At 32.4% G+C, this 13,423-nt stretch carries 13 protein-coding genes; all 13 read right to left on the reverse strand.

Annotated elements, in window-relative coordinates:
- Positions 1 to 2: 2 nt before the first annotated feature.
- A complete protein-coding gene (locus BS101_RS16965) occupies positions 3 to 1,127 on the reverse strand; it encodes a glycosyltransferase family 4 protein (protein ID WP_073539900.1) in 1,125 nt (374 codons plus the stop codon).
- A gap of 2 nt (positions 1,128 to 1,129) precedes the next feature.
- On the reverse strand, positions 1,130 to 1,972 hold the full coding sequence (locus BS101_RS16970) for an NAD-dependent epimerase/dehydratase family protein (protein WP_073539901.1): 843 nt from the start codon (positions 1,970 to 1,972) through the stop codon (positions 1,130 to 1,132).
- A 52-nt stretch (positions 1,973 to 2,024) separates the two neighbouring features.
- Positions 2,025 to 2,639, reverse strand: a complete 615-nt coding sequence (locus tag BS101_RS16975; RefSeq protein ID WP_073541380.1) for a sugar transferase — start codon at positions 2,637 to 2,639, stop codon at positions 2,025 to 2,027.
- 20 nt (positions 2,640 to 2,659) lie between these two features.
- Positions 2,660 to 4,528 carry a polysaccharide biosynthesis protein gene (locus BS101_RS16980; protein ID WP_073539902.1) on the reverse strand — a complete coding sequence of 623 codons (1,869 nt, stop codon included), beginning with the start codon at positions 4,526 to 4,528 and terminating at the stop codon, positions 2,660 to 2,662.
- A 594-nt stretch (positions 4,529 to 5,122) separates the two neighbouring features.
- Positions 5,123 to 5,773, reverse strand: coding sequence for a sigma-70 family RNA polymerase sigma factor (locus BS101_RS16985; RefSeq protein WP_083585761.1), 651 nt, complete (start codon positions 5,771 to 5,773; stop codon positions 5,123 to 5,125).
- 169 nt (positions 5,774 to 5,942) lie between these two features.
- On the reverse strand, positions 5,943 to 6,161 hold the full coding sequence (locus BS101_RS16990; RefSeq protein ID WP_073539903.1) for a DUF2922 domain-containing protein: 219 nt from the start codon (positions 6,159 to 6,161) through the stop codon (positions 5,943 to 5,945).
- Positions 6,162 to 6,245: 84 nt separating this feature from the next.
- Positions 6,246 to 6,470 carry a DUF1659 domain-containing protein gene (locus BS101_RS16995; RefSeq protein WP_073539904.1) on the reverse strand — a complete coding sequence of 75 codons (225 nt, stop codon included), beginning with the start codon at positions 6,468 to 6,470 and terminating at the stop codon, positions 6,246 to 6,248.
- A gap of 145 nt (positions 6,471 to 6,615) precedes the next feature.
- The gene (locus BS101_RS17000; RefSeq protein WP_073539905.1) at positions 6,616 to 7,350 is read right to left on the reverse strand and encodes a CpsD/CapB family tyrosine-protein kinase; all 735 of its coding nucleotides are present in this window, start codon (positions 7,348 to 7,350) and stop codon (positions 6,616 to 6,618) included.
- Positions 7,351 to 7,371: 21 nt separating this feature from the next.
- Positions 7,372 to 8,151 (reverse strand): tyrosine-protein phosphatase, encoded by a 780-nt coding sequence (locus tag BS101_RS17005; RefSeq protein WP_073539906.1) that lies wholly within the window; start codon positions 8,149 to 8,151, stop codon positions 7,372 to 7,374.
- A 79-nt stretch (positions 8,152 to 8,230) separates the two neighbouring features.
- A complete protein-coding gene (locus BS101_RS17010) occupies positions 8,231 to 8,914 on the reverse strand; it encodes a YveK family protein (protein WP_073539907.1) in 684 nt (227 codons plus the stop codon).
- Positions 8,915 to 8,941: 27 nt separating this feature from the next.
- Entirely contained in the window at positions 8,942 to 9,988 is a 1,047-nt protein-coding gene (locus BS101_RS17015) for a DUF2140 domain-containing protein (protein ID WP_073539908.1), read from the reverse strand.
- A gap of 205 nt (positions 9,989 to 10,193) precedes the next feature.
- A complete protein-coding gene (locus BS101_RS17020; RefSeq protein ID WP_073539909.1) occupies positions 10,194 to 11,531 on the reverse strand; it encodes a cell wall-binding repeat-containing protein in 1,338 nt (445 codons plus the stop codon).
- Between the two features lie 124 nt (positions 11,532 to 11,655).
- On the reverse strand, positions 11,656 to 13,419 hold the full coding sequence (locus BS101_RS17025; protein WP_073539910.1) for a cell wall-binding repeat-containing protein: 1,764 nt from the start codon (positions 13,417 to 13,419) through the stop codon (positions 11,656 to 11,658).
- Between the last annotated feature and the right edge of the window lie 4 nt (positions 13,420 to 13,423).

Below are 13,423 nucleotides of genomic sequence, written 5' to 3' on the forward strand. Positions count from 1 at the left end.
TCTCAATATGTTTTTAAAATAGATCTATACAATATTTGCATCTTTTCTTCAACTACATTTTTGTCATATTTTTTAATTTCCCGAATATTATACATACCCATCTTTTTGCGTAGTTCAACATCATTTAACACTTTTCTGATGCCCTCTGAAAAACCATCGACATTATTTGGCTCGACTAAATATCCACCTTTACCATGCTTGATCAAGTCTATATTGCCTCTTATTTTAGAACAAACAACTGCTAATCCAGCAGACATAGCTTCCATTAAAGCTACTGGTAATCCTTCTTGATATGATGGGAAAACGAATAAATCAGTAATAGCACATATCTCAGATATATCTTTTCTAAAACCTAAAAATTTAACATTTACATTCAGTTCTTTAGCCTTATTTTTTAAATAACCATCCAAATAGCCCTGGCCACAAATAAGATATATAATATTAGGATTATTTAACTTAGCTAAAGCTTTAATAACAACCTCATGATTTTTTCTTTTACTAAGTTCTCCAACTGATAACAAAACAATTTGACTAATTGATATACCTAGTTGATTTCTTTTTTCATTTCTGCCTACATTCACACTAGCAAACTTCTTAGTATTAACTCCTACTCCAGGAATATAAACTATTTTCTTAGCCTTAAATCTTTGTGATATATTATAATCTTCTTTATTAATAGTTATAATTACATCAGTATACCTTGCAAAAAACCTTTCAATAGGATAAAATAGCATCCAGTTTTTTAGAGGAGCTCCTCTAAAAAAATGAAATCCATGAGCAGTATAAATAACCTTAGTTCCATTTTTACGAGCTTTTTCAGCAGCCATTCTCGTTAATACCCCACCTACCGGCGTGTGGCAATGAATAATATCATACTCATTAGAATTTATTATTTTCTTAAGTTGCTTGTATGCAACCATATTGCTTAAATTAAAAGGTGAACGTTCAAATGGTACATCATAATATTTATCACAGTACGGTATAACACAATCTTGTTTATTTTCATAATCATTTTTTGCACAAACATTCGTTTCATATCCATTTTCTTTAAACCACTTTATATAGGGAATATGAAACAACATAAAATGATGCTTTACTACATGAGCTACAAACAATACTTTTTTCATAATCACTTCTCCGTTAACCTAATAGATGTCTGAAAATCATAGACAACATACCTATTACTATATTTAGATATCTTTTTTTCATATATCAAGTCACCAAATACTTTATTAACTGTACTATTTTTAATTAATCTTAATAATAGATTAAATAACTTAGTCACCCTTATCTTCTTTCCATGTGTTTCACAAATAAGCTTTACCATCTCCGAAGTACACACATATTCTCCATTTTGAGGAAAGAATAATCCTCCACTATAATCATCAATTAGTAGCTTTACAAATTCACATAAATTATCTATATAAATCATGCTTCGCTTATTTTTTATGTCTGGAAAGATAGGCGATTTTAATGCAAACCTTTCTAATTTAACATAATTTCCCTTACAACCTTTACCATATATCATAGGTGGCCTTAAAATTGCAATATTAAACATAGAATCTTGAAGTGGTGATATTAATTCTTCCGCTTGAAGTTTTGACTTCCCATAATCACTCTTTGGTGCAGGAACAGTATCTCTATTTATAACACCAGTCTCCATGCCATAGACGCTCATGGAACTTAAAAATATAAACTGTTTAACACCTTCCTCTTTTACTTTCTTAGCAACTTCATATACTAAATCTCTATTTACTTTATAATAAAGTGGAGCATTTTCTTTGGTCTCTTTTATGTGAGCAATCCCTGCCACATGAAACACTGTATCATATCCTAAAAAACTCTTATTGTTCCAATTCTCATCCACCATATCAACAGTATCTACTTCATATTCATTTGCCCACTGCTTAACATAGTTTTCAAAGCTTGTCCCTATATAACTATTGGCACCACTTATAAGTATTTTTTTCACCTAACCACCACCTTATTTTATCATAGTATAAAAACAACTATTCACTATTATCCTACTCCTTATCAGCTGCCACTTCCTGAGCACTCTTCTCAGCCTCTCTCATACCGCCATCAACAACCCCATCACATCTAAAAACCTTAAACACAGTTCTAACTAATATTTTAAAATCAAATTTTAAAGATTTATTTATCAAATAATATTTATCATAAGCAGTTTTCATTTCATCATTTAACATGTCTCTTCCATTAACCTGTGCCCACCCGGTCAATCCTGGTAACAATTTATGAACTCCAGCTTTAGTTCTCAGTTCCTTTAATTCATACTGGTTGTATAGTGCCGGTCTTGGACCGATAAAAGCCATATCTCCTTTAAAAATATTAATTAACTGGGGAAGTTCATCTAAGCTTGTCTTTCTCAAAACTTTACCTGATCGGGTTACATAATTTTTTGAATCCTTAAGTTTTTCTGTGGCTACATTAGGAGTTCCAACCATCATAGTCCTGAATTTATAAAATTTAAATAATTTATTGTCTCTCCCAATTCTCATCTGGGTAAAAAATATTGAACCTTTTGAATCCAATTTTATAATAATTGCTAATATAAAAAATATTGGTGACAATAATATCAGCAAAATCAAGCTAGCTGCAATGTCAAATACTCTTTGCATAAAATAAATCTCCCCCTTATTTAAATACATTTAGATATAGTATCCTCCAGTTGAAATCTTTTATATGTAGGCACCATCTCCTCAAGTTTAGAGATAATTTTTTCTCTGTCATCCCCTTCAACTAGTATGTTAAGTTCATTAATTTTGAACATTAAAGTATCAATATCATAAAAAGTGGGCTTTGCAATAAATATTTTTTTATGTAAAGTTTTATTCAGTCCTTCTTCTTCAGTTAAAACTTCCTCGTAAAGCTTCTCGCCAGGTCTGAGACCTATAAATTCTATGTCAATATCTTTATTTGGTGTATAACCTGAAAGCCTTATTAAATCACATGCCAAATCATATATTTTAACTGGAGTTCCCATATCTAGAATAAATATCTCTCCGCCTTTGGCATATACCCCGGCTTGAAGAACTAATTGTGCCGCCTCTGGTATGGTCATAAAAAATCTGTTGATATCTTTATGGGTTACCGTAACCGGTCCTCCATTTTTAATTTGTTCTATAAATACAGGTACTACCGAGCCATTACTGCCAAGTACATTTCCAAATCTTACTGCTGCAAATTGAGTTTTACTTTTTTTATCCATAGATTGAATAATCATTTCACATACTCTTTTGGTAGCTCCCATAATATTGGTAGGATTTACTGCCTTGTCAGTGGAAATCATTACAAATCTTTTAACTTTATATTTATCAGCACAGAAAACTGTATTGAGTGTACCACATATATTATTCTTTACAGCTTCACCTGGGTTTTCTTCCATAAGAGGTACATGTTTGTGGGCTGCTGCATGAAATACAATATCCGGTCTATATTTATCAAAAATAGAATCCAGCTTATTTTTATCCCTGACTGAAGCAATAACATACTTTATATTTGCCTGTACACATTTTCTGTTGAACTCCTGCTGCAGTACATAGGAATTATTCTCGTAATTATCCAGAACTATCAGTTCCTTAGGATTAAATTTTACAACCTGCCTGCACAGTTCTGAACCAATGGATCCTCCTCCGCCTGTTATGAGTACTACACTGTCACTAATATATTTTTCTATTCCTTCCATATCCAGTTTCACAGCATCTCTTCCCAATAAATCCTCAAAATTAACTTCCCTGAATTTGCTTAAATTAACCCTGCCATCAATAATTTCGTACATTCCTGGTATTAGTTTAAGTTTACAGCCAGTTTTTTTGCATATATCTATAATTCCTTTTTTAGTTTTTCCATCTATAGCGGAAATAGCTATGAGTATTTCATCAACAGATAGTTTATCAGCCAACTGTACAATGTCATTTCTATTTCCCATAACTTGTACACCGGCAATATTGCTGCCAAATTTATATTTGTCATCATCAATAAGAGCTACCGGTAAATAGTGGGTTTTCTTGTAAGATTTCATTTCATTGACTACCATTGTTCCAGCCCTGCCTGCACCAATAATCATTACCCTTTTAATATTGCTGCTGTTATCTGATTTAACATTTATATCTAAATATCTTCTTATTATTCTAAAAGACATCCTGAAACCGCAAATTAGCACTACACTAAGTATACCAGCTAAAATATTGACACTTAAAGGGAGCCTGTCCCCTAATGTAAAACCATAAATAATCCCCAAAAAATTTGCCACAATGCAAGCACCCACAGCCAGCATAAATTCATCAATACTAGCATATGTCCATAAATTTCTATAAAGTTTAAAAAAATAAAATACCACTAAATAAACAATTGTAATTACTACTTCATCATTTTTAAATCTAGTTAATTCATAAGTAGGTATATTAAAATTAAATCTAAAACAGTATGCTAATACATAAGATAAATTTATTAACATAATATCTATGAGCATTAATATATATTTTCTTGAAATTTTTAAGCTTTCCATATATTTTACTCCTTATTCCCAAATATATATCTGATGATTTTTACACTTTTCACCATTAAATTGATACAAATTTCATTATTTTATTATACTATTTCATATTAAAGCATACAAGTATAAAATATGCTATATAACCAAAATATGACTTTTAGAAGTATATCTGTACCATTTTTTGAGTCAAAAATTATATTTTAATTAAATATTCATAAAATTTTATGCACTAATTTCATAATAAAGGATATATTTTTCCTAACTACTTTTATTATATAATCTTATCCAATAATATTAAAGTTTTTTAATAAATAAAATCCCTGGTAATTTAAACTAAAACTTGTTTGGTTTACAGCTTATGTACTTAGATCCTTAAGTATATTAGTAATATGTCACTAATTTTTCAATGAATTCAAACTAAGTGGTAATTATTCAGGCTGAATGGTAATTATTTTATCTAAACGGTAGATGAACTAATATATTACTTTATTTTAAGCCATTAAATAAACTCCAAAAAAATACAGAGGTATCAAAAATTTTCAATACCTCTGTATTAAATCTTTCTAGAGGAACATCTAAATTTGTCTTTAACTTTTAATGCTAAAATTATATATAATCCTCTAAATATTTTCTTAAATTATAAAGAGCTCTTTTCCTTCTGCACACTGCCCTCTTATAAGTTATATCTTTTTTTGCTGCATATTCCTTTAAGCTTTTATTTTCTACATAACACCAGATTATTATTTTTTTCTCCTTCCTTGCCAGCTTTCCCACAGCATTCTTCAGTTGAATCCTCCACTGCTTCCCCATAAAATCCTCCTCAATATTTTCACAAGATGGTATAATATCTATGAGTTCATTTCCTTCTTTATTACAACTGTAAATACTGCAGCAGTTGACTTTTTTGGTACTGCTTCTTATCTTGTAGTAGAAATTTTTCAAAATTGCACTCCTGGCATAAGAAGTAAAGGGATACTCTGAACTCAAATCATAACTGCCGACAGCTTTTATAAGAGATAATCTGCCCTCCTGTATCATGTCTTCCATGGTATATCCCTTTATATAAAAGGCTCTGCACATATTTATAATCATTCCATTAAACCTTATGCATATTTCTTTTACTGCAGAGCTTTCACCATTTTTTGCTTTTTTCAATAATGCTTTCAATTCAAATATTTTCTGTAAATCATAGTTTTCATATTCTTTGATTTCACGGTGCTTATCTACAAACGCATCCTTTTTGAAATCACATATCATAACTATTCTCCCCTAATAACATTAAAATTTATTTTAAAGATTTTAATCACTCTCTACATTCCTTTCAAAAGTGGAGGATTTTTCTCCGCTGTACTTCAGAAAACCTATATTTATAGATTTTTCGCAGAAAAATCCTCATTGATTGTGAATTGTGCATTCTAGTATTCTACTATTTCACTTCAATTTCTGTAGTTGAACTTTCCTCTACATGGGCTGAATCTATAGATTTTAACTCTCCACTTTTTGAAGTGAATATATTTTTCTCAATAATTGTTTCCATGGCAGTTTTTACTTCCTGATCCGTTAAATTCTCCTTCACATTTGAAACTCTTATAGAAGTTTTTTTACCTTCTTCAGTTAAAAAAGTCATGGTCAATACTCTTGTCATATTTTTCACCACCCCTCTTTTTAATTCACAATTCACAGTTCACAATGCACAATTGTGAATTTTTAATTGTGAACTGTGAATTGGCTAAACGTTTGTTACAACACTTTCATCCTTTCTTACAATTTCCTCTATGGTCTTTCCAAGAAGGGTTTCTATTTTTTCTGCTGCATCGTAAATATCCTGAGAAGAAGCAGTTATTTTTATATTTGAAAAAGTTTGCTTTTTGATTATATCTTTTCCTTCAGCATCCAATCCATCCTTATAACTAAACACTATAGAAGTTCCCATTAAAGTTGCATTAGCAGCCATACAAATTCATCTCCTTTCAAACAGTATATATGCACTTTTTTTTAAAATTGCCCTTGAAATATGTAAATAAAATATGAATTTATATTTAAATTGTGTATAGCCTAAAAATTTAACCCCCTGGAAATATCTCCAGAGGGTATAAATATTACTTTTTACGTATTCTTTCCCTATTTTTCTTTTTTGAAGAACTTGATTTACCATCTTCACCATAGTAGTATTGATAGTAATAGCCATAGTAACCTTTTTCTTTTATTTCAAGCTTATTCAATACAACTCCTAATATATTGGCATTTACCTTTAACAGAAGTTCTTTTGCCCTGATTGCCGCTTCTCTTTCCACCTGGGAAGAAGCTGCTATCAAAATACAGCCATCTGCATAACGGGATAAAAGCTGGGCATCTGTTACCGCTACTACAGGAGGGGTATCCATTATTATGTAATCAAATTTATCCTTTAAGCTTTCAAGAAAATTTTCCATTTTTTTAGAAGCCATAAGTTCTGAAGGATTTGGAGGTATTGTTCCTGAAGTTAAAAGTTTTAAATTTTCTATTTGAGTTTTTTTAACTGCTTCTTCAAATTCAACCTTTCCCACTAAAACATCAGACAGACCCTTGTCATTTGAAACAAAAAATATTTTATGTAACCTTGGTTTTCTTTGATCACAATCTACTAAAATAGTGCTGGCTCCTGATTCTGCCATAACTACTGCAAGATTGGAACAAGTTGTAGACTTTCCTTCTCCGGGACCGGAACTGGTAAGCATTATGGTCTGTATCTTTTTATCAAAAGAAGAGAATTGAATATTGGTTCTTAAAGTTCTATAAGCTTCTGAAATAGGAGCTTTGGGATCTTTCACTGTAACAATATTGGGTTTTTCCATTAATTTCACTCCATTTATATCTTAAATAGTACTTCTATTTTTTAAAAATTCAAATATACTTTTTCTTTCTTTTACTCTACTGCCTGGAAGTTCTATAAATTCATTGTGTAATAATTTTCTGCAATTACTTTTTACCTGTTCACATATATTACTGTTAAACTCACAGGCAATTCCTAAAGCTTCACTAATACCGGGAGTCCTGTGCCCTGTAGAGTGGGTATCAGAAGCTATAAAGCTGCAAACTTCATTTTTTATTAGAAGTTCTGCAGTCTTTTTTACCTTTTTTCCAAAAAGGCCCTTAATACTTCCTGTATTTATTTGCAGTAAACACTTCTCGTATAAAAATTGGTTTATTTTAGATGGATTATCTATAATATATCTGTACCTTTCTGGATGAGCCAAAATTGGCCGTACTCCCCTAATTTCAAGTTCGTATATAATATCCAGGGCATCCTTTGGCATAAATATCATGGGAAGCTCCACCAACATATAATTGGTTTTTTCAATACATGCTATTCTGCCAGATTTATAATCCTCCAGGGTACACTTGTCTAAAAATACTTCCTGTCCTAAAACAATATCCATATTTATATTTTCTTTTTTTGCTGCAGTTTTTACCTGCTGACCTAATTTGACTATATCCTCATAATTATTTTCATAGTATCCTCTATAAAAATGTGGAGTTGCCACTATGGTGTTTACTCCATCCATTTTTGTGAGCTCAAGCATTTTCAGGGTTTCTTCTATAGATTTTGAACCATCGTCTACACCGGGAAGTATATGGCTGTGTATATCTATCATGCTTTCACCCCAATCTTTTACAATTCACATTTCACAACTCACGATTCACAATTAATGTGAATTACAAATTGTGAATCGCCTAAACTTCTCCTTTAGGTATTACACCTATTACAGGCATATCCAGATATCTTGCTATATCTTCTTCCGTCTTTATGGTGCTGTCCATATATTCCAACATAAAAGAAATCCCCACAGAAGCCATCAATCCAACAAAAAATGCAACAGCCATATTTAATACTTTTTTAGGTTTTACAGGCTTGTCTGGAAACTGAGCCTTGTCCATAATCTGTATATCCCCACCTGTAGGAAACACCCTTGCGGATTCAGATACAAAAGCTTGAACTACCACATTTATTATATTCACGGCTTGTTTTGGATCTTTGCTCTGTGCCTTTATTTCTAAAATCTGGGTATTGTCTTGAGGGGTAGCAGTAACACTTTTCTTTAAGTGTTCAATATCAATAGCTCCCTTTAATTTATTGCATGCACTCTCCATAACAGTATTAGATGCTGCAATTTTAGCATAAGTTTTTACTAAATTTTGATACATCATTACATCATTGTACTGGGTATTACTCTTTTCATCAGCCTTAGGCTTCCCTACAATTATCGTAGCACTTGCCTCATAAGTAGGCTTTATTATAAAAAAACTGAAAATGCCTGCTGCCAATGTACATGCTAATGTTACTATTATAATAAGCATCCTTCTCTTTTTCAATATGTAATAGAAGTCTTTAAGATCAAGTGTTATTTCTTCCTGCATCACTATATCTCCTATCCTTATTTTTAATTAATTTGAAATCATATTTGCCAGTATACTTGCCTGAGAGGTGTCTACATTTGAAAATACAGCCGCCTTTAATTCTGTTTTTTCAGCTTGAGACAACTGTCCATATGCAGCCCTGACACTGCTTTCCTCGGAGTATGGATTATAAGACGAGTCTTTCATGCTGCTTACGACAGATATCATCTGTGATATAACTGCCTTTTGCGCCCCGGTACTGACAGAAGCTGAAGCTGCATTTAACCCGCCGACTACATTATCAAGTGCCTGCTGTTTTTGGGAAGAAACTGGACTTGATGCACCAGTATCATTTTTGCTTTCAGTATCTTCCTCTGTGCTTTTTTCATTCACTTTGGAAGTATTACTTCCACTATTGATTTTCGTATAAGAACTTGATTCCTTTATAGCAGAAGAATCTCCTATAAAATTTTTTATAGAACTTAACTTTCCCTTTAACATATCTTCAATATTAAATTCTCTTTTTTCCAGTGTAACCAGAAGCTTTTTATCTTTCACACTTATGGACTTGATACCTACAGGAAGTTCTTTAATATTAATTGCTATGGAGTTTCCTTCAACATCTGCCCCATTTTTTAACTTTTGGCTCAACTTTTCTAGAATATAGGATTTAGGCAGGGTAATTTTACCTGCTTTAAAATACTCCGGTGTATATTTAAGTTTTCCATCATTTATGGATATATTTCCCTGAGAATTCATAAGCACATTAAATCCCTTATAGCTAACAGGTACATAAAATCTCATGCTGTCATTTTCAGGTTCTGCCTCTACCGATTTTACTATCAGATCACCTTTCCTATATTCCTTAAAGTATAGACATATGATCTGATTCACCTCATCTTTTGTTAGTTCTGCAGTAGAGCCTTCACTCTGTGCTTTAATTATTTTGTCAAAAAGCTGTACCGAAAATTTATACTCAGATGAACTATAGGATGAATTCCAAAAAATCTGTTTTACAAAAATTGCCACCAACAAAATCAAAAGTATACTTATAAGTAAAGCTAGATTTCTTTTACTCTTTATTAATTTTTTCATATCTTTTCTCTCCAAAATTTAAATTCCATGACGGTGTTTTAAAATTGTCTAAATTAGTATAAATACTATGAAACTTATATCTATATTAAAATGAAGCTTAAAAATTTATAAGTTATCTAGAAATATCATATTTATTATATCATATTTTAGATAACTTATTTATAAATTTACAATTGTCATTAATTGTTAACAAAAATGACTCAGCCTACAATCCAAATTTACTGCTAAGTATAAGAACTTCTGAAGTACTAATTCCCGAATTTACCACAGCAGCTTGTAGGTCATTTCTATCAGAATCCGAAAGACTGCTGTAAAGTGCTTTTATATTTTTCGCATCTTCACTGTAATCATAATCAGTATCTGCTAAATACTTGCTTACAGCAGTTATGGTATCTGATATTATTTCTTTTTGTGTATCATTCATTCCTGAAGTATCTACAGTTTTAAGTTTGCTCAAAGCTGAACTCAAAGTATCATAATCGTCAGAAGATGAGCTTCCCCCCCCACCTGGTGAAGGGTTCGTAGGATCTTGGGAGTCACTTTGGGATATAATCTGCTGCAGTGAACTTACTAAACTTTCCGAAACGGCTGCAGCTCCTCCAATAGCTGTAATAATGGCATCTTTTGACACATTGGATTTTATAAAGCTTTCAGTTCCTGAGTACATACTATTGTAAGTCAATATTATAGGTGAAGAGGTTTTAGCTGCCAGGGCAGAACCGGAAAGGGCATCTGCAAATTCATTTCCTGTAGGGCCATCAGCTTGAACTACATATAAATTATCAAAATCAATACTGCCCTTAAAATAATCCAGTACCTTTACATTAGTCTCAAATCTATTTTGACCGCTTATTCTGACTGATTGAGGTAATGTTGAAATTGCACTGTCACTTATAACACCCTGTCCACCTATTATGTAGGAATCCTTTATGGAATCTTTATTTTCATCTATATAACCCTGTACTGCATCTGGTAGAGAATCTACTCCAGTTAAAAGTATTGGAATGTTCTGGCTGGCAGCTATAGGTGCTATGGAAAGGGCATCTGCAAAGCCATATCCTGAGGTCACTACTACTTTGTCAATAGTTCCAAGAGCTTTAGCAACAGTTACAGATGTTTCAAATCTATTCTGTCCACCTAAACGCTGAACATCCAGTGACATGGATTTCAATTGGTCTTCAATAGATTGTGATATGGAGGCCGTTCCACCTATTTCTATTATGTACCTGGCTTTTAACCTTGTTATTTCCTCCTTTACTGCCTGGTTCAAATTACCACTTTCAGTTAAAAGTATTGGTGCACCGTACTTTTTTGCAATAGGGGCAGCACAAAGAGCATCCGCATAACCTTCACCACTGGCAAGAATTACATAATCGGAAGTTGTCCATCCACTTTTTGATACTGCTGCAGATGTCTCATATCTATTCTGTCCCCACAACCTGCCTGAAGCCGCAGAAACTCCTCCAGTTGTAAGAATAACTACTGAGAATGCAATGAAAATGTTTAATGGGATATTTGAAAGTATTTTATTTCTCTTAATCATGGGTAACTCCTTTCTTTTTTAATTAACTCAGCTTTAAAGTTTTCCATTAAAATCTGCTTATTAATAGAACCCAGGATTTGAGCCTGAGTTCTATTGATATTTTCAGTTTTACAATTCAATTGTTTTATTGAAGAGCAATATTCACTAAAACATAGTCATCATTATTTAAATATATATAGTATTTACCAGTTGCTGAGGTTGTAGGTAATATTAAATCAATTAGATCCTTTGCAGATTCTTCTGTTGAAGAACTAGCTTTGTATAAAGTTTCATTACCCTTTTGTACCTTATTTATAACATATCCTTCAACCATCACCTCAACAGTTTTGTCTTTTGATGGGTGATTTTCAAAATAAGCTTCTACTTTACTTGTTAAATCTTCTTTAAGTTCATCAAAGCCATTACCATCATCATAATCTCCTGCTTTATTAATTATTTCATCTACAACTTCGTCTGCATTCAAAGTTCCATCAGTTGAGTTAATATATTTTGAACCTGAATTTTTCAATATATCCTGCAAAGTATCTTCATTTGCTGTAATTCCAGTTAAGCTGCTATATGCACTGGTTAATCTTTCATTAAAGTTTGCAATATCCTGTCTGATTTCGGACTCATCAATATTTCCTGTCTGATTATATTTTTCCTGTGCTCTGTTAAATATATCCTCTGCACTTGTATAATTTTTCTTTAATTCTACATTTACAGTACCAGTTGTGTCATCTGCAATTGTGAAATAGCTGTTTTGAAGATCTCCGCCATTTAGTCTAGAGACAATATTTTTATAATTTTGATTTGTCTTTATCCATTTTGCAGTAATATTATCTCCGCTGCTGCTTGAGCCACCGCCGCCGCCACCGCCGCCGGTAGATGGTGATACTCCAAATGCATCTTTCATTTCCTCAGCTAGTGAATCAGATATGTTAGCTGTTCCACCTATTACTGTTATAGTTGCATTTGTATATACCTTATCTTTAAGAAGCTGCTTAGTGGAAGAACTTAATGTTTGTCCAGTTATAACTAGAGGATTCTTGTTCTTGGCAGCCAGTGCTCCTCCTGTAAGGGCATCTGCAAATTCATTGCCTATCGGTCCATTTCCCAGTGCTGCATAAATATTGTTGAACTTAAAGTCTGAAGCAAATCCTTCTATAACATCTACATTTGTTTCATATCTATCAGCTCCGCCAAATCTTTCTGCAGATTTAAGTGAATCTGCAACTGAATTACTTACAGAAGCAGTGCCACCTATTACATAAGTTTTAGTTATTTCAGAATTTGATGTTATGTAATTTGATGTTACATCAGGTAAAATGGTGCTTCTTGTCAAAAGTATCGGCATTCCCTCTATAGCTGCAGCAGGGGCTGCTGAAAGTGCATCTGCATATCCTTCTCCACTTGCAACAACTATCTTACTGGTGGAACCTAGCTTTTCGGCTATTTTTACAGAGGTTTCATACCTATCTTGTCCACCTAATCTTTCTACGTCAGATGTAACTTGTGTCTTTATGCTGTCTACTACACTGTCGGATACTACCCCTGTTCCGCCAACTACAATTACATGGTTAACTTTTAAATTCTTTAATTCATTTAATGTGTTTTGATTTAAACTATTGCTACTTGTGGTAAGTAATATAGGTGCATCATTAGCTTTTGCTAGCGGAACTGCACAAAGTGCATCTGCATAACCTTCTCCATTTGCCACTATTGCATAATTCGAAGAATTCCATCCTGCTTCAGCAATTTTTGCAGCTGTTTCATACCTGTCAGTTCCACCTATTCTTATAATAGATGATGAATCCGCAGCTTTTACAGATGTAGAGACTGCTGAGCCAGCTATCAATAATGATGCTATACTACACACAGATAAAATTTTCTTACCTTCTTTCTTCACATAG

Origin of the sequence: Clostridium kluyveri (genome assembly GCF_001902295.1) — a bacterium.
GTDB classification, from domain to species: Bacteria; Bacillota; Clostridia; order Clostridiales; family Clostridiaceae; genus Clostridium_B; species Clostridium_B kluyveri_B.

Bases quoted from the DNA above. Each gene is read 5' to 3' on its own strand.
- BS101_RS16965 (WP_073539900.1), bottom strand. From the start codon at position 1,127: ATGAAAAAAGTATTGTTTGTAGCTCATGTAGTAAAGCATCATTTTATG.
- BS101_RS16975 (WP_073541380.1), bottom strand. From the start codon at position 2,639: ATGCAAAGAGTATTTGACATTGCAGCTAGCTTGATTTTGCTGATATTA.
- BS101_RS16980 (WP_073539902.1), bottom strand. From the start codon at position 4,528: ATGGAAAGCTTAAAAATTTCAAGAAAATATATATTAATGCTCATAGAT.
- BS101_RS16985 (WP_083585761.1), bottom strand. From the start codon at position 5,773: ATGATATGTGATTTCAAAAAGGATGCGTTTGTAGATAAGCACCGTGAA.
- BS101_RS16990 (WP_073539903.1), bottom strand. From the start codon at position 6,161: ATGACAAGAGTATTGACCATGACTTTTTTAACTGAAGAAGGTAAAAAA.
- BS101_RS16995 (WP_073539904.1), bottom strand. From the start codon at position 6,470: ATGGCTGCTAATGCAACTTTAATGGGAACTTCTATAGTGTTTAGTTAT.
- BS101_RS17000 (WP_073539905.1), bottom strand. From the start codon at position 7,350: ATGGAAAAACCCAATATTGTTACAGTGAAAGATCCCAAAGCTCCTATT.
- BS101_RS17005 (WP_073539906.1), bottom strand. From the start codon at position 8,151: ATGATAGATATACACAGCCATATACTTCCCGGTGTAGACGATGGTTCA.
- BS101_RS17010 (WP_073539907.1), bottom strand. From the start codon at position 8,914: ATGCAGGAAGAAATAACACTTGATCTTAAAGACTTCTATTACATATTG.
- BS101_RS17015 (WP_073539908.1), bottom strand. From the start codon at position 9,988: ATGAAAAAATTAATAAAGAGTAAAAGAAATCTAGCTTTACTTATAAGT.
- BS101_RS17020 (WP_073539909.1), bottom strand. From the start codon at position 11,531: ATGATTAAGAGAAATAAAATACTTTCAAATATCCCATTAAACATTTTC.